Origin of the sequence: Winogradskyella sp. R77965, assembly GCF_044594915.1 — a bacterium.
GTDB lineage: Bacteria > Bacteroidota > Bacteroidia > Flavobacteriales > Flavobacteriaceae > Winogradskyella.
The window spans coordinates 1,201,401-1,217,609 of sequence record NZ_CP138990.1 but is presented as its reverse complement, the minus strand read 5'-3'; the positions used below and the strand labels follow the sequence as shown (position 1 = coordinate 1,217,609).

At 32.0% G+C, this 16,209-nt stretch carries 14 protein-coding genes; 3 read left to right on the top strand and 11 right to left on the bottom strand.

The window, feature by feature from the left end:
- Positions 1–30: 30 nt before the first annotated feature.
- From SJY34_RS05490 to SJY34_RS05480, 3 genes are all read right to left on the bottom strand, one after another.
- Positions 31–1,641 carry a nuclear transport factor 2 family protein gene (locus SJY34_RS05490; protein WP_400079754.1) on the bottom strand — a complete coding sequence of 537 codons (1,611 nt, stop codon included), beginning with the start codon at positions 1,639–1,641 and terminating at the stop codon, positions 31–33.
- A 97-nt stretch (positions 1,642–1,738) separates the two neighbouring features.
- Positions 1,739–2,440 (bottom strand): LytR/AlgR family response regulator transcription factor, encoded by a 702-nt coding sequence (locus SJY34_RS05485; protein ID WP_400079751.1) that lies wholly within the window; start codon positions 2,438–2,440, stop codon positions 1,739–1,741.
- Positions 2,437–3,267 carry a sensor histidine kinase gene (locus SJY34_RS05480; RefSeq protein WP_400079748.1) on the bottom strand — a complete coding sequence of 277 codons (831 nt, stop codon included), beginning with the start codon at positions 3,265–3,267 and terminating at the stop codon, positions 2,437–2,439. The genes SJY34_RS05485 and SJY34_RS05480 overlap by 4 nt, the downstream gene beginning before the upstream one ends.
- A gap of 204 nt (positions 3,268–3,471) precedes the next feature.
- On the opposite strand from SJY34_RS05480, the gene SJY34_RS05475 reads away from it, so the two are divergent.
- From SJY34_RS05475 to SJY34_RS05465, 3 genes are read left to right on the top strand one after another with little or no spacing between them, the layout of a single operon-like run.
- On the top strand, positions 3,472–4,581 hold the full coding sequence (locus tag SJY34_RS05475; RefSeq protein ID WP_400079745.1) for a serine hydrolase domain-containing protein: 1,110 nt from the start codon (positions 3,472–3,474) through the stop codon (positions 4,579–4,581).
- Complete coding sequence (locus tag SJY34_RS05470) at positions 4,578–5,528, top strand: M28 family metallopeptidase (RefSeq protein WP_400079742.1); 951 nt, start codon at positions 4,578–4,580, stop codon at positions 5,526–5,528. Before SJY34_RS05475 ends, SJY34_RS05470 begins: the two co-directional genes overlap by 4 nt.
- Position 5,529: 1 nt before the next feature.
- The gene (locus SJY34_RS05465; RefSeq protein ID WP_400079739.1) at positions 5,530–5,946 is read left to right on the top strand and encodes a hypothetical protein; all 417 of its coding nucleotides are present in this window, start codon (positions 5,530–5,532) and stop codon (positions 5,944–5,946) included.
- A gap of 41 nt (positions 5,947–5,987) precedes the next feature.
- Here the strand turns inward: SJY34_RS05465 and SJY34_RS05460 are convergent, their stop codons facing one another.
- From SJY34_RS05460 to SJY34_RS05425, 8 genes are all read right to left on the bottom strand, one after another.
- Positions 5,988–7,796: an acyl-CoA dehydrogenase family protein gene (locus SJY34_RS05460; protein ID WP_400079736.1), complete on the bottom strand. Its 1,809-nt coding sequence runs from the start codon at positions 7,794–7,796 to the stop codon at positions 5,988–5,990.
- 43 nt (positions 7,797–7,839) lie between these two features.
- Positions 7,840–8,202, bottom strand: a complete 363-nt coding sequence (locus SJY34_RS05455) for a four helix bundle protein (protein ID WP_400079733.1) — start codon at positions 8,200–8,202, stop codon at positions 7,840–7,842.
- A gap of 38 nt (positions 8,203–8,240) precedes the next feature.
- Positions 8,241–9,437, bottom strand: a complete 1,197-nt coding sequence (locus SJY34_RS05450) for an acetyl-CoA C-acyltransferase (RefSeq protein ID WP_400079730.1) — start codon at positions 9,435–9,437, stop codon at positions 8,241–8,243.
- Positions 9,438–9,511: 74 nt separating this feature from the next.
- Complete coding sequence (locus SJY34_RS05445; protein WP_400079727.1) at positions 9,512–9,871, bottom strand: four helix bundle protein; 360 nt, start codon at positions 9,869–9,871, stop codon at positions 9,512–9,514.
- Positions 9,872–9,897: 26 nt separating this feature from the next.
- Positions 9,898–12,306 carry a 3-hydroxyacyl-CoA dehydrogenase NAD-binding domain-containing protein gene (locus SJY34_RS05440; protein ID WP_400079724.1) on the bottom strand — a complete coding sequence of 803 codons (2,409 nt, stop codon included), beginning with the start codon at positions 12,304–12,306 and terminating at the stop codon, positions 9,898–9,900.
- The gene (locus SJY34_RS05435; protein ID WP_400079721.1) at positions 12,306–12,761 is read right to left on the bottom strand and encodes a MarR family winged helix-turn-helix transcriptional regulator; all 456 of its coding nucleotides are present in this window, start codon (positions 12,759–12,761) and stop codon (positions 12,306–12,308) included. The genes SJY34_RS05440 and SJY34_RS05435 overlap by 1 nt, the downstream gene beginning before the upstream one ends.
- 142 nt (positions 12,762–12,903) lie before the next feature.
- Complete coding sequence (locus tag SJY34_RS05430; RefSeq protein WP_400079718.1) at positions 12,904–14,676, bottom strand: AMP-dependent synthetase/ligase; 1,773 nt, start codon at positions 14,674–14,676, stop codon at positions 12,904–12,906.
- A gap of 310 nt (positions 14,677–14,986) precedes the next feature.
- Positions 14,987–15,793 carry a helix-turn-helix domain-containing protein gene (locus SJY34_RS05425; protein WP_400079715.1) on the bottom strand — a complete coding sequence of 269 codons (807 nt, stop codon included), beginning with the start codon at positions 15,791–15,793 and terminating at the stop codon, positions 14,987–14,989.
- Positions 15,794–16,209: the final 416 nt, after the last annotated feature.

The window sequence follows — 16,209 nt, the reverse complement described above, 5'->3', positions numbered from 1 at the left end:
GGACGAGGTTTTGGTTATTTGATAACGATATTATTGAATAAAAGTTACTTTGCTAATTAAACCATTTTCAACTTCATAAATAGCAATAGCATAGAAAATTTGCCCATTAACTGTTACTTTTTCTTTGTCTATTACCTTGTTGCCAAGAACGATTCTATTTACTATTTGTGCATTTAAATCAGGAACACTTTTAAAAAAACTAGCATAACCTTTACGAATTGCAGCGTGTCCTTCTGAATTTAATGTACTAGGAAATGTGTATAGTTTTATATCACTGGAATAGGTCTTTACGAAACCTTCAATGTCTCTGTTGTTATATACTTCGAGTTGTTTGTTAACAATTGCCTCAGGATTTGAAGTTGTATTTGAATTGCGTAAAAATGTCATGGAATTAATATTTTCAGCATCGGTTTGGTAAATTGTTACCTGCCTAATTGTACTATTATTCAAAGTCACTAATTCTTCATCAATAACCATATTTTTATGGGTCATTCTATTTAAGACTTTAACGTTAGATTTTTTATTGTTTTTAAAAAACTGTCTGTAGTTTTCTTTTAATGTATTTCGACCAGAATACATTTTTTCATTAGGAAATCTATTCACTATTACATCTTCATCAAAAGCATTAGCGAAAGCTTCTAAGTTTCTAGTATTAAATGGTTCTATATGTTTTTGAACTATTTCACCAGACTCAGTTTCATTTACTACTGTAGTAGTTTCATCGGTAGTATTATTTTCTTCAGTAGTTTCATCTACAGGTTCTGCTGTTGTAGCTTCATTACTTATATCTCCAGCTATTAACAATTTCGTAGCAGAGGTGTTGGTTGCTAAACGGGTTATTTTTGTAATACCATTAGAAGATAAATCAGCAATTTGTTTCCAATCATTATCGCGTCTTAATCTTAGTTTGTAAAGTATATTGTCTTTTCCTGACAGTATAGTGTTTCCATCTAGCCAGCAAATATCTTCTACACCAGTCATTGTATTGGCAATAATTTTTGTATCTCCAGTACTTGGGTTTAAGGATTTTATTTGCCACTGATTTTCATTTTCTTTAGATATAAAACTAACTAAATTAGAATTCGGGATTTTATGAAATGAACGGCCGACTTTAGTTGCATATTTTCTGTTTGTTCCGTCTTCAATGTTTGAAGTATATAAATTTAATTCTTCATTTTCGATAACTGCTGATACTATTGTGTTTTCGTCATACCAAGTGTAATAAGCGACTACTAAATCTTTAATAAGTTCTGTGGATTGTCCATTGCTTAGACTATACGAATACAAACGTTGCTTTCCGTCTTTATCTAAACGTACTGCAGAAATTTCACGTTTATTAGGAATTTTTAATGGTGTGTATTCTCCACCATCAGTAAAATTCACCCATAATCTTCCACTATATCGTGTATCGTATTTGGCAATATCAGTTTGACCATTTCTAGTTGACGAAAAAACAATATATCTATCATCTAAAAATGAGGGTTGATTGTCGTAGCCTTCGCTATTAGAAATGTTTTTACCGTTTTTAAGTTCAATTTTTGAATTATTGGTTTCTAAATCGAATAGGAATATTTCGGTGTTGGATTGCGAGAAACATAGATGGGAGACGAGAAAAAAAAGTATTGAATAAAGAATCTTCATTTTGTTTGTTAGATTAATTCCTTAAATATAGTAAAAAAGCCAATTCATTAATTTGAATTGACTCTTTGGTTTTCTTAAGATGGAAAAAAATAAATATTTAGTTCTTCAATAATTCAATAACTCTTGCTTTGTAAGTTTGACCAATTGGCACAATATGATTGTTGATATTAATTTTATTTCCTTCTACTAAATTAATTTTACTAATAGCTACGATAAATGATTTGTGCACTCTCAGGAATTTGTCTTTAGGTAGAAGATTTTCATAATTCGATATTTTTTCGTGGCTAACTATGGTCTGATTTGTAAGTTTTATTTTAGTATAGTTACCGTGTGCTTCAATAAATAGAATTTGTTCTGATTTTATTTGATGATATTTTTTGTCTCCTTTTATAAAAAAGGATAAATCAGTTGTTGTTATTTCTTGTGTTGATATATTGCTTTCTGTTTGATTTAAATTTATAGTCTTATTAATGGCTTTAAGAAAGCGATTAAAACTGAAAGGTTTTAGTAAATAATCCGATATGTTAAGTTCATATCCTTCTAAAGCAAATTCTTTATAGGCTGTAGTTACAATAACTTTTGGAGGATTATTTAGAGATTTTAAGAACTCAAATCCTGATAATTTAGGCATATTAATATCTAGGAAAATTAAATCAACTGATTCTTCATTCAAAAATTGAATTGCTTCAAACACATTAAAGCAATTTTGTTTTTTGTTTAAATGCGAAAGATTTTCACAATAACCCTCTATAACACGATGTGCTATGGGTTCGTCATCGACAATGATATAGTCAATCATTTTGTTTGTATTTCTAGTTTGGCATTATATACTACTTTTTGCTTCTCTATACTAAGATTATGTTTGTTTGGATATATCAATTTTAAACGTTGCCTCAAGTTAGATATGCCAATCCCAGCTTTTTCATTCTTCTTAGTGGTATCAAAATTATTCTCAACAGAGAAGAGCATTGTATTATCAGTAGTTTTTAATTTTATAGTAATATACGCATCCTCAGTTAAGCCTTCAACACCATGTTTAAAAGCATTTTCTAGCAGAATTATAAATAATAAAGACGCAATATTATAATTATGTTTTACATCTAAATTAAATGAAATATTTACTTTTTTTTTATAACGAATTTTATGTAATTCAATATAGTTTTTTAAATATGTAATTTCGTCTTTCAGTGGGACAAAATCTTCTTTGCCTTCATAAATTGTATAGCGCATCATTTCAGATAATTTCAAAATCATCTCTGGTGCCTTGTCAGATTTCTCAACAGTTAGACCATAAAGATTGTTTAAAGTATTGAAGAAAAAATGAGGGTTTATTTGACTTTTCAATAATTGTAATTCAGCTTTCGATTTTTCATTTTTAAGTTGTCTAAACTCTTTATATCTATTAAAAATCCAAGAACCAATGATATAAAGGATGGTTAGAATAAGAAGATATTGAAACAAATAAAAATATGTTTCATAAGTAGAGTATTGAGAGTTATTTAAAATTCCAAATTCTAATTGTGAGTTTTCTAATGACTGTTTTAAAATTATCATTCCTACAACAGAAGTAGTGAGTAATAATAGTATAATTATAATACGGAAGTTCTTTTTTAGTAATAAAAGCATATACCAAATGTATAATTTCTAAGACCTCTGAACAATAATTTTGACATACAATACTAAATCGATGTCCAACAAAAGGATTTTTGTTATGAACCCATTATATCCTTAGTAGAACCCTTTTTGATTGTGAATTGTTGAAGTTTGTCATATAAATTTTCAGCAATATAGATACGTTCTTAGGTTTGATTGAATTTAAAAATCAATCTTATGAAAAAATACGTAATACATTGTTTTATTATCTGCATCAGTTTCTCTTTTGCTCAAGAGCATTCTGACTTCATAAAATCTTTAGATACAACCATACCTATTAATTTGAAAGAAAAAAATGTTCCAGGAATTGCAATTGCTATAATTGAAGACGGACAAGTCATTTATAAAAAAGGAATTGGTTTTGCAGATATCACCGCGCAAACAAAGATGAGTTCAACAACCGGATTTAATATAGGTTCTATCTCTAAACTATTTACAGCTTGGGGAATTATGAAATTGGTAGAAAAAGATAAGATAGGCTTGGATATACCAGTTGAGGATTATCTAACGCGTTGGAAACTTCCAGAGTCTAATTTTGATAATAGTAAGGTAACAATCAGAGGGCTCTTAAGTCATACAGCAGGTATTTCGGTACACGGTTATCCTGGATTTCATCCTGATGCTAAATTACCATCACTTGAAACCTCTTTAAATGGAGACAATGGACCTGTAAAAGCAGATGAAAAAGTTGAAGTAGTTATTGAGCCTCAAACCAAATTTCAGTACTCAGGAGGTGGATACACAATTTTACAACTTTTAATAGAAGAGATTTCTGGGATTTCATTTGAAACTTATATGCAAACAGAAGTTTTTAAACCTTTAAATATGAAACGTACAAGTTTTACTATGGATAAAAATATCTTAAAAAATTCAGCAAAACCTTATGATGAAAATGGAGAAGAAGTTTATATAGAGCAATTTACAGCAAAGGCAGCAGCTGGTTTACATACTAATTTAGAGGACCTTATAATTTTCGCTAAGGCAACACTCGGCGATAATGAGGTTTTAACAAAAGAGACGATCGAAGAGATGATGACTTTATTGCCAATTACAAAATCAAAAAGAGGAGCCCAAGGTTTAGGATATCAAGGTTATTTTTTAGGGCCAATTACAGCCAAAGGTCATGCAGGTTCTAATACAGGATGGGAAGCTGGTTTTATGTTAGATGTAGAGCATAACAGTGGAATTATAATGCTTACTAACGGTTCAAATGGAAAACATGTAGCTATCGCTACTTTACGACAATGGGCAAAATGGAAAATGAATAAATTAAGGTCAAAAGAATGAAAATTAAAACCTTATTTATTCTCTCTAATTTATTCTGGTGTTTATTCTCTTGTGATTCTAACTTGGATAATGTTGTTTTGATTTCTGAGTTACCGATAGATAATTTGGAATTACAACAACATATTATAGGTCAACTTTCTGGACATAAATCTTTAGAAAATAATATGGTTATTAATGCCAGATGGTCTAAATTAGAGAGACATCTTACTAGAGACTATTTAAAACAATTGATTTCAGTATTAGACATTGAGCCTATTGTACACGATTATGTATCACCAAATATCAATCCAGCTGTAGATTTAGTCTTTGAGCCCTTTAGAGGCTCTAATGTTTATGGTATACTTCCGGCTACAACAAAAACCAACGATTATATCATATTAGGAGCACATTACGATACAGGTGTTAGAGGAGCACCAGGTGCAGTGGATAATGCCTCAGGAATGACACTCATCTTCACCGTTATCAAACAAATGAAGTCGCTTAAGTCAAGGAATAAAAATATTGTCATTGTGTTTTTTGACCAAGAGGAAGAGGAAAATGTAGGAAGTAAAGCATTTACTAAACTTATCGACGATAACACTTGGAATGTACATTCGGTGCATTGTTTTGATATGGCTGGTTGGGATGGTGATGATAATGATGAGTTTGAAGTGTATTCTCCATCAGATGCATTAATAGAACTATATAGGTCATCTTCTGAACATTATGGCATACCATTAGACGAAGTGATAATTGACCCAATAGGCTATGATAAAGGTTCGACAGATTTTGATGAGTTTGTAAAAACAGGATATAATAGCATTGGAGGAGGAGAATGTGTATATAAAGGCGATTATTCACCATACAAGGACACTGTTAAAGATACTTTTGAAACCGTAGATTTTGAGTACTTGTGGTCTAACACAAAGTTAGTAAGTAAAGTGATTAATAATTTGATTTCTGATTAAGATGAAAAATACAATCTTTGATATTACTACCGAAAAAGCTGGTGCCAAGTTTTACTTAGTTTTAGGTTTTAGCTTACTCTTCTTTTTGCGAAAAGGTATTCAATATGCTTTTATAGGTAGTTATGTACCAATTATAATCATTTTAATTGTTATATCGCTTTTAGTTTGTAGTAAGGTTAAGTCCTTAAAATTTCACAAAAAGGCTATTAAACTTTGGTCAGTTCTTTTAATAATCTGGTCAATTTTTAGGATTCTAATGACTATTATAATTTTGTTTTTAAAATCAATAAATGAAAGCCATATTTATGAACAACTTGGTGTTTTTGGATTTTTATTAAGTCTTATAATTATGTTTATAGGTGTTTATTTGTATAGAAAATCTAAATATCTGTATAAAAAAACCAGCTCAAATCAATGAACTGGCCTTATAATTAGAATTATTTGAGTTAGTCTAAATTATTAAAAGCAATATTTATTTTCTGCTTTCACTTTTTCAGCAATTTCGTTACGTAAATCAACGATATCTGGATAGTTTGTGTACTTGGTATAACGCTTAAGTCCCATAAGCATCATACGTTGCTCATCACCTTCAGCAAAAGAAATGATACTTTCTTTTCCTTTACCTTCAACAATACTCACAGCATTGTATAAGTATAATTTTGACATGGCGATTTGTACCGCTTGTTCTTTTTCGCTAGTACGTTTAGCGTTTTTCTCAGTTCTTAAAATTGTAGATTCTGCCATATAGATTTCAATTAAGATATCTGCAGCAGCTACAAGTAACTGTTGGTGTTGCTCCATTTCTGGCCCAAATTTTTGAACAGCAGCACCTGCAACCATTAAGAATACTTTCTTTAATCTCCCAATCATAGCTTTCTCTTCAGAAAATAACTCAGAGTAATCAGGTGTTTCAAAAGAAGGAATACCCATTAATTCTTGTTGAACTGCTTGCGCAGGACCTAATAAATCTACATGACCTTTCATTGCTTTCTTCACTAACATACCAACAGATAGCATTCTGTTAATTTCGTTTGTACCTTCGTATATACGAGCAATACGAGCATCTCTCCATGCAGCTTCCATTGGTGTTTCTTCAGAGAATCCCATACCACCAAAAATTTGGATACCTTCATCTGCACAGTTTTGTACATCCTCAGATACTGCCACTTTTAAGATAGAACATTCAATAGCATATTCTTCAACACCTTTAAGCTCTGCTTCTTGGTGTGTGTTACCTGCAGCATGACGTATAGCAATGCGATCTTCAATATTTTTAGCAGCACGATAGGTCGCTGATTCGCCAGCATAAGCATCTGTTGCCATTTTTGCCAGCTTTATTTTTATAGCGCCAAAATCTGCAATAGGTGTTTTAAATTGCTTTCTTTCGTTTGCATAGTTAACAGCAGTTGTTAAAATACGTCGTTGAGAATCTAAACAGGCAGCAGCTAATTTAATACGACCAACGTTAAGTGCATTCATGGCAATCTTAAAACCTTCACCGCGACCAGCTAACATGTTTTCAACTGGTACTTCGCAATCGTTAAAAAAGACTTGACGCGTAGAACTTGCTCGAATACCTAATTTATGTTCTTCTTCACCTAAAGTGATTCCGTTAGGATTCTTTTCATCATATTCTACGATAAAACCAGTGATGTTTTTGTCATCTTCAATACGAGCAAAAACAATCATTACACTACAGAAACCTGCGTTCGAAATCCACATTTTCTGTCCGTTGATTTTATATGATTTACCATCTTCGGATAATTCTGCAGTTGTTTTTCCTGAATTAGCATCAGAACCTGCGCCTGGCTCTGTTAAACAGTACGCACCAAACCATTCGCCAGAAGCTAATTTTGGTACGTATTTTTGCTTTTGAGCCTCAGTACCATATAAAGTGATTGGCATTGTACCAATTCCTGTATGCGCACCAAATGCTGTACTAAAAGAACCTGTGCCTGATGAAATATAGTCACAAGTTAAACACGTAGAAACGAATCCCATTCCTAATCCTCCATAAGCTTCAGGAACTGCTACACCTAAAAACCCTAACTCACCAGCTTTACGCATTACTTCTTCAGTAAGTGCATAGTCTTTGGCTTCAAACCTTGGTTTATGTGCAATGATTTCACGGTCGTTAAATTCCATAACCGCTTCTTTCATCATATTTTGTTCTTCTGAAAAATCTTCAGGTGTAAATACATCTTCGCATTTTGTTTCCTTTACTAGGAATTGTCCGCCTCTTAATAATTCTTTTTCTTGAGTTGCCATATTCTTTTTGAGATTATAGAAGATAGAAAATAGAGAATAGACTCTAATTGAGACTATTTTGAAATCCCATTGTCATTCTTTGGAATTCTTCTATTTTTTCTTCGAGTATTTTTAAATTGTTTTCGTTTATATAATTTCTGTGTTTTGCTACTAATAATTGAGTTCCTAATTCGAAAGAAGAACCTAAAGAAATATCTAAAAAATGACTAAAAGATTTATCTGTTCTTGCAGATCCTTCAGCAATATTACTTGGCATTGAAACCGAACATCTACTTATTTGTGAACTTAAATCAAATCTTTCGTGTTTCGGAAAATCTAATAATAAGTCTGAAATATCATTTGTAATCTCTAATCCGAGTTTCCAAATTTTCAAATTCTTGTAATTATGACGTTGCTTAGCACACATAGTCTTTTATCTCTTCTCTCTATTCTATTTTCTTTTCTCTAATTAAGAAATTCAAATAATCCACAAGCACCTTGCCCAGTACCAACACACATCGTTACTGCACCATATTTACCGTGCATGTTTTGCTTGCGCATTTCATCAAATAACTGTACTGATAGTTTTGCACCTGTACAACCTAATGGATGACCTAGCGCAATCGCACCGCCATTCACGTTAATAATGTCTGGGTTTAAGTTTAATTCTCTGATTACTGCTAAAGACTGAGAAGCGAAGGCTTCATTCAATTCTATTAGCGATAAATCATCTTGTTTTAAGCCTGCTTGTTTTAATGCTTTTGGAATTGCTTTAACTGGTCCAATACCCATAATACGCGGTTCAACACCTGCAGCAGCATAGTTTACCATACGTGCTACTGGTTCAAGATTTAACTCTTTTACCATATCTTCACTCATTACCATAACAAATGCTGCACCATCACTCATTTGAGAAGAGTTACCAGCAGTTACGCTACCTCCAGCAGCAAATACTGCTCTTAGTTTTGCTAAAGCTTCTTTACTTGTTCCTTTTCTTGGACCTTCATCTTTAGTTACTGTATATGATTTTGTAGCTTTCTTTCCGTTAGCATCAATATAAGTTTGTTCCACTTCAATTGGTACGATTTGATCTTGAAAACGATTTTCGGCTTGTGCTTTTAATGCTTTCATATGAGAATTGTAAGCAAACTCATCTTGGTCTTCACGCGATACGTTGAATTGTTGTGCTACCGCTTCTGCAGTATTTCCCATTCCCCAATAATAATCTTCGTTACCAGATTTTACAATCGCATCGTAATTTAACTCTGGTTTAAAACCCGTCATTGGTACACTACTCATACTTTCTGCACCACCAGCGATAATACAATCTGCCATTCCAGCTTGTATTTTTGCTGTCGCCATACCGATAGTCTCTACTCCAGAAGAGCAAAAACGGTTAACGGTTACACCAGGAACATCTATAACTTCTAATCCCATTAGAGAGATTAAACGTGCCATATTTAAGCCTTGTGAACCTTCTGGCATTGCGTTACCTACGATAACATCATCAATACGTTTTGGATCTAAATTTGGCAATTCCTTCATCATGTATTTGATGGTTTCTGCTGCCAGTTCATCTGTTCTTTTAAAACGGAACACGCCTTTTGGTGCTTTACCAACTGCGGTTCTATATGCTTTTACTATATATGCTGTTTTACTCATAGTTGTATTATTGTTTTGAAAATTAGAGTCTAGAACCTAGATAGCTAGAATATAGACTAATTCTCTTTATGATTTTAGTCTCTTAGGTTGTCAATAAACTTTCCTAGCATTTTTTGAATTTGTAATATTTTATTTTCTAATTCTTCAAATTTATTTTTATTCAAATAGCCTTCATTAAAAGAAACAATTAATTGAGTTTCCCATTCGAAAGCTGAACCTAGACTACTTTCTAAATATTTTTTGAAATGCCTATCTGTACTTTTACTTGACCCTTCAGAAATATTTGAAGGGATGGAAACTGCACATCTATTCATTTGACTAGTTAAATTGAATTTTTCAATATCAGGAAAAGTTCTCGTTAATTTGTAATTATCACTTACAAGTGAAATTCCATCTTGCCAAACTTTTAATTTTTTAAAATTATGTCTTCCCATTAGTCTAGTTTCTAGCTGTCTAATCTCTAGTTTCTTAGAGGCTTACCTTTTGTAAGCATATGCTGAATACGCTCCAATGTTTTTCTTTCAGTACAAAGCGATAAAAACGCTTCGCGCTCTAAGTCTAATAAGTATTGTTCTGTTACAAGCGTTGGTTCAGATAATTCACCACCAGCCATAACATAACCTAATTTGTTGGCAATTTTTCTGTCGTGCTCACTAATGTAGTTGCTAGCTTGCATAGAATCTGTTCCTACCATAAACATACTTAAGGCTTGTTTACCAAGAACTTTTACATCTTTACGTCGTACTGGTTGCGTGTAACCTGCATCTGCCATTAATTTAGCATGTGCTTTTGCCGTTGCTATTTGACGGTCTTTATTAACCACAACAACATCTTTTCCTTTTTGCATAAGACCTAAATCGAACGCTTCGTAAGCCGAGGTTGATACTTTAGCCATACCAATAGTTAAGAAGTATTCTTGAAGTGTATTTAATTGCACATCTCCTTTTTTGAAGGTATCTGATGCTCTTAAAGCCATTTCTTTAGAACCTCCACCACCAGGAATAACACCTACACCAAACTCTACAAGTCCCATGTACGTTTCTGCTGCAGCAACCACTTTGTCTGCGTGTAATGATAATTCGCAACCACCACCAAGAGCCATTCCGTGAGGTGCAGAAATTGTTGGGATTGCAGAATAACGCATACGCATCATCGTGTCTTGGAAGTATTTGATAGCCATGTTAAGCTCGTCATATTCTTGCTCAGCAGCCATCATAAAAATCATACCAATATTAGCACCAACCGAAAAGTTTGCACCTTGGTTTCCAACCACTAATCCAGCAAAATCTTTTTCGGCTAAATCAATACCTTTATTAATTCCTGCTAAAACGTCACCACCAATGGTGTTCATTTTAGATTGGAATTCTACATTAAGTATTCCATCACCTAAATCTTGAATAGAAACACCTGAGTTTTTGAAAACTTCAGTCGTTTTTCTAACATTATCTAAAATAATAAAGGCATCTTGTCCTGGAATTTTTTCTTGTTCTTTCTTCGGGATATCATAAAAATAGGTTGCGCCATCTTTAATAGAGTAGAAGCTATCGCTTCCAGACTCAATCATATCTGCAACCCAATCCGCAGGTTTGTAACCTTCGGCTTGCATCATTTCAATTCCTTTTTCGACACCAATAGCATCCCAAATTTGGAAAGGACCATGTTCCCAACCAAATCCAGCTTTCATAGCGTCATCAATCTTATATAATTCATCAGTAATTTCTGGAATACGATTTGAAACGTAAGCGAATAATGCTGAAAAACTCTTTCTGTAAAATTCACCTGCTTTATCTTTTCCTTTTACTAACACTTTAAAACGGTCTGCTACTTTATCAATAGTCTTAGTTAATTCTAAGGTTGCAAATTTTGCACGTTTTTTAGTTCTATATTCTAAAGTGTTTAAGTCAAGACTTAAAATTTCTTTTTTACCTTCAGCAGAAACGGTTTTCTTATAGAAACCTTGACCAGTCTTACTTCCTAGCCATTTGTTTTCCATCATGGTATTGATGAAATCTGGTAATTTGAATAATTCTAAACGTTCGTCGTCTTTGCAGTTATCGTAAATTCCGTTTGCGACGTGAACTAAGGTGTCTAAACCAACAACGTCAACCGTTCTAAAGGTAGCCGACTTAGGACGACCAATGACTGGTCCTGATAATTTATCAACTTCCTCTATAGTTAAATCTAAATCTTTAACTGCGTGAAATAAACTTTGAATACTGAAAATACCAATACGGTTTCCAATAAATGCTGGTGTATCTTTAGCAATTACTGATGTTTTTCCTAAGAATTGCTCTCCGTAACCGTTTAAGAAATCTAAAACTTCTTGAGATGTGCTTGGTCCCGGAATGATTTCGAATAACTTTAAGTAACGTGCTGGATTAAAAAAGTGTGTTCCGCAGAAATGTTTTTGAAAATCTTCAGAACGGCCTTCGCTCATAAACTTAATAGGAATACCAGACGTATTAGACGTAATTAAAGTTCCTGGCGTTCTATATTTTTCAAGTTTTTCGAAAACTTGTTGCTTAATGTCTAGTCTTTCAACTACAACTTCCATAATCCAATCCGCATCAGCTACTTTTGCAATATCATCTTCTAAATTACCAGTAGTAATTCTGTTTTTAAATGATTGATTATAAATAGGTGATGGCTTAGATTTTAATGAAGCTGTTAAAGCATCATTAACTAAACGATTTCTAACTACCTTATCTTCTAAAGTTAAACCTTTAGCTTTTTCTTTGTCATTTAGTTCTCTAGGAACGATGTCTAATAAAAGTACATCTACACCAATATTGGCAAAATGACAAGCAATACCTGATCCCATAATTCCTGAACCAATAATCGCTATTTTTTTAATCCTACGTTTGCTCATTATTTTAAAATGTGTTCTTTTTTATTATATATCTGTTTATTAGAAATCATATTATTGATGACTTCTGCTACTTTCTGAAAGTTATCTAATTCTTCTTGCGAAACGTTTGCTGTTATAGCTTCATTAAATGTTAGTACTCTTTCTTTTGAGTAGTTTCTTTTTTCTTTTCCGAATTCAGTTAAAAAAATTAAAACACCTCTTCCATCTTCAGGATTAGGTTTACGTTCAATTAATCCCTTTGATTCCATAGTTTTTAAAGTTCTAGAAAGACTAGTGGCTTCCATTCCCATTTTTGGACCTAAAGAAGTGGAAGGGGTTCCATTTTCTGGATCTATACTTAATAATGTAAAACCAGTTGCCATGGTAGAGTCAAACTTTGCAGCTTCTTCGTTATACATTTTATTAACGGCTAACCATGTGGTTCTCAGTATGTAATCTATTGTTTTGTCTTTCATGAAGCTAAATTGAAAATCAAAGATAGTAAAAAATACTATGCATGCATAATAAATTTTTAAATTTTAAACCTGATTTGATAATGAAAAAAGCGTTTCATGATTGAAACGCTTAACTTAATTCTATAGCGATAGAATATATATTTTAAGTCCGATAAATCTTCTCATATAAAGTATCGTATTTTTCTCTGATCACACTTCGCTTCATTTTCATAGTAGGAGTAAGGTGTCCAGCATCTATAGACCATATGTCTGGTGTGAGTTCAAAACGCTTAATTTGCTCCCATTTTCCAAAGTTCTTATTGTACTTGTCGATTTCTTTTTGAATACGTTTGATTACAAGTTCTGAATTGGCAATTTCGGCTTCAGATTTGCCAACACCATTTTGTTTATGATCAATCCAATCCCGAATAAAATCAAAATTTGGCTGAATTAAAGCGGCTGGCATTTTTTCTCCTTCACCTACGACCATAATTTGTTCTATGAAAAGCGATTGTTTCATATCGTTTTCTAAAAGTGGCGGAATCACATATTTACCACCAGACGTTTTAAACATCTCTTTTTTGCGCCCTGTAATTTTTAAGAAACCATCAGCATCTATTTCACCTTTATCACCTGTATGGAAATATTCACCAGTCATTACACTGGCTGTTTTTTCTGGGTCTTTGTAATAACCTAGCATTACATTTGGACCTTTGATTAAGAGTTCACCATCCTCTGCGATTTTTACCTCTACATTGTCAATGGTTTTTCCGACCGTTCCAACTTTATACATTTTATTTTTATAGAGTCCTACAGAAACTACAGGCGATGTCTCAGTAAGCCCATAACCTTCCATTATCCTCATATTTGCTGCTCCAAAAATTCTTGCTAATCTAGGTTGCAATGCTGCACTACCAGAGACCATTGTACCAAGCTCTCCACCTAATGCCTCTCGCCATTTGCTAAAAATTAATTTGTTGGCTATTTTGAGCTGAAATTCATACCAAGCACCATTAGATCCATAAGGTTCCCAACGTTCTCCCAGTCTTACAGCCCAAAAGAAAAGGCCTTTTTTTATACCAGTAAGGTCTTCGCCTTTAAGCATTATTTTATCGAAAACTTTTTCAAGTAAACGCGGAACAACACTCATCAGATTAGGTTTTATTTCTTTCGCATTTTCACCAATTTTGTCAATACCTTCTGCAAAATAAATTGAAGTACCTGCGTATTGATACACATAGATTAAAACACGCTCAAAAATGTGGCAAATTGGTAAAAAGCTTAATACTCTATTTTCACCTTCTTTTAATGGTACTCTTGGTGAACTATCTAAGGCATTGCTTGTGATATTCCAGTGAGAAAGCATGACACCTTTTGGTTTTCCTGTAGTACCTGAGGTATAAATTATGGTTGCTAAATCAGATGGTTTTACAGCATCTTTTCGAGCTTCAACTTCAGATTGATTGCTTTCGTCTTTTCCAAGTTCAAATAATTCAGAATAATGTTTACAACCTTCAATATGATCAAAAGAATACACCTCTTTAATCTTTGTGTTTGCTTGAACTTTTCTAACTTTTTCTAATACTTCTTCATCTGAAACAAAACAGTAAATGGATTCACTATGATTAAGTACATACTCATAATCTTCTGCTGAAATAGTTGGATATATAGGAATATTTTGTGCCCCAGTTTGTAGAATACCAATATCCATAATATTCCATTCGGTTCTATTGGTCGTAGAAATTACAGCGATTTTATCATTTTTATTTATTTCAAGTCTCAATAAGGCTCTGCTTATTGTGTTAGCTTTATCTATATATTCTTGAGTTGATGTAGATTCCCATTTTCCATTATACTTTGTTACCAAGGCACTCGGATTAGGTTTGTTTTCTAGTTGGTAATAAGGAAAATCGAAAAGACGTGTAACTTCTATCATATTCATTTTTACAAAAATTAGTAAGGGATACTGCTAAAATATCAATTTTAAAGTTATAAAATAAAATATTATAAACTATGGTGAAGAAAAATTAAAGCTTAAATAACTTAGATTTATTAAAGTTAAGCTTGTATTGTAAATTACAAAAGAGGCTTTAATAACTATAAAGCCTCTTTTTAGTAATGTAACTTTACCTTTATTTAATGGCTAAATGTATATAATAACCCTAACAAATCATATACTAATAGCATAAAAGCATAATGCTCGAAATTATAAACTTTATGTGAATATTTGATGTAAATTATCGAAGCTATTTGTTTAAATACTCATTGAGAAATTGATGTTCAGAATTAAAATATTCTTTTGGGGATTGTTTCATAAAATATTTGAAGTCTTTTACAAAGTGAGAATGATCATAATAATTATACATATAGATTAAGTCTTTGAGGTCAATTTCCTTTCCCTCATATTTTCTCATTAATTTTAAAAAACGGTTTAGACGTATATACTTTCCAGGTGTTAGACCAATAATTTTTTTAAATTGAGTTTCGAGGGTTTTTTGGCTAAAATTCACATGATCTAAAAGCTCGTATGTATTTAGCATACCTTCTTTAACACGAATGAATTCAATAGCTTTATCTATTTGATCAATAGTATCATTTTTTTCTAAAGGAAGATTTAAAAATGTTTTTTTGAGTGTTCTTGATAGCCTAGGTATATCATCCTTGTGTTTAATAAAAATGGGATGTATTAAATTGTATAGTGTTTCAGAAACTTCTATTAGTGGTAAATGTTTTTCTGTAAGCTTAGATACATCAATTTTAGTCAATTTATAAATTGCAGTAGGATGAAATGAAATGCCAAACGAACTCCCTTTAGAATTAACTAAAAATTGATATGACTCATAAAACTGACCAGTAATAACTAAACCATTTAAATCCGTTTTTGTTTTCTTGAAAAATGCGCTTTGATTTTTACCATAGATATTTGTTATTGAAATACAGCTTATAGGTAAGACGGTTGATTCAAATGGTATATCACCTTCATCAAATGATAAGTAGAAAAGTTCTTCAACTAAGCCTTTTGCATTATCAACATCAAAATATTTTAGTGTCATGCGTCATTATTATTCGTACGTAAAATAAGACAAAAACCTAATTTCACAAACTTTTTTGCTTAGTAATCAATTATTTACATTTACATTAAACATAAGGTAAAAGAACTAAGTATTTTTATAGCTTTTTCTCACTTTCTAATTCCTCTAAGTCAGCCTTTGTTTTTAATGAGCTTAAAGTAAAAAATAAAATAAAAGTTTAAAAAAGGGATTAATAAATATGGATTTACTCTTTTAGAAAATTAAAAAAAATATTTACTTAAATAATAATATAATAAGTAAACTCTTCAACTAGTATATTTCAAACGTTTTCGCAGACTTTCCCTGTAATAACAGTACTTTCATAAAAACAAAACATGATAAAAGTCATTATAATTAAGCTATTTCATATCTAATTTTGTACTAGCGTATTTTAATAT

Coding starts and splice junctions, on each gene's coding strand:
- SJY34_RS05490 (WP_400079754.1), bottom strand. CDS start 1,641: ATGAAGATTCTTTATTCAATACTTTTTTTTCTCGTCTCCCATCTATGT.
- SJY34_RS05485 (WP_400079751.1), bottom strand. CDS start 2,440: ATGATTGACTATATCATTGTCGATGACGAACCCATAGCACATCGTGTT.
- SJY34_RS05480 (WP_400079748.1), bottom strand. CDS start 3,267: ATGCTTTTATTACTAAAAAAGAACTTCCGTATTATAATTATACTATTA.
- SJY34_RS05475 (WP_400079745.1), top strand. CDS start 3,472: ATGAAAAAATACGTAATACATTGTTTTATTATCTGCATCAGTTTCTCT.
- SJY34_RS05470 (WP_400079742.1), top strand. CDS start 4,578: ATGAAAATTAAAACCTTATTTATTCTCTCTAATTTATTCTGGTGTTTA.
- SJY34_RS05465 (WP_400079739.1), top strand. CDS start 5,530: ATGAAAAATACAATCTTTGATATTACTACCGAAAAAGCTGGTGCCAAG.
- SJY34_RS05460 (WP_400079736.1), bottom strand. CDS start 7,796: ATGGCAACTCAAGAAAAAGAATTATTAAGAGGCGGACAATTCCTAGTA.
- SJY34_RS05455 (WP_400079733.1), bottom strand. CDS start 8,202: ATGTGTGCTAAGCAACGTCATAATTACAAGAATTTGAAAATTTGGAAA.
- SJY34_RS05450 (WP_400079730.1), bottom strand. CDS start 9,437: ATGAGTAAAACAGCATATATAGTAAAAGCATATAGAACCGCAGTTGGT.
- SJY34_RS05445 (WP_400079727.1), bottom strand. CDS start 9,871: ATGGGAAGACATAATTTTAAAAAATTAAAAGTTTGGCAAGATGGAATT.
- SJY34_RS05440 (WP_400079724.1), bottom strand. CDS start 12,306: ATGAGCAAACGTAGGATTAAAAAAATAGCGATTATTGGTTCAGGAATT.
- SJY34_RS05435 (WP_400079721.1), bottom strand. CDS start 12,761: ATGAAAGACAAAACAATAGATTACATACTGAGAACCACATGGTTAGCC.
- SJY34_RS05430 (WP_400079718.1), bottom strand. CDS start 14,676: ATGATAGAAGTTACACGTCTTTTCGATTTTCCTTATTACCAACTAGAA.
- SJY34_RS05425 (WP_400079715.1), bottom strand. CDS start 15,793: ATGACACTAAAATATTTTGATGTTGATAATGCAAAAGGCTTAGTTGAA.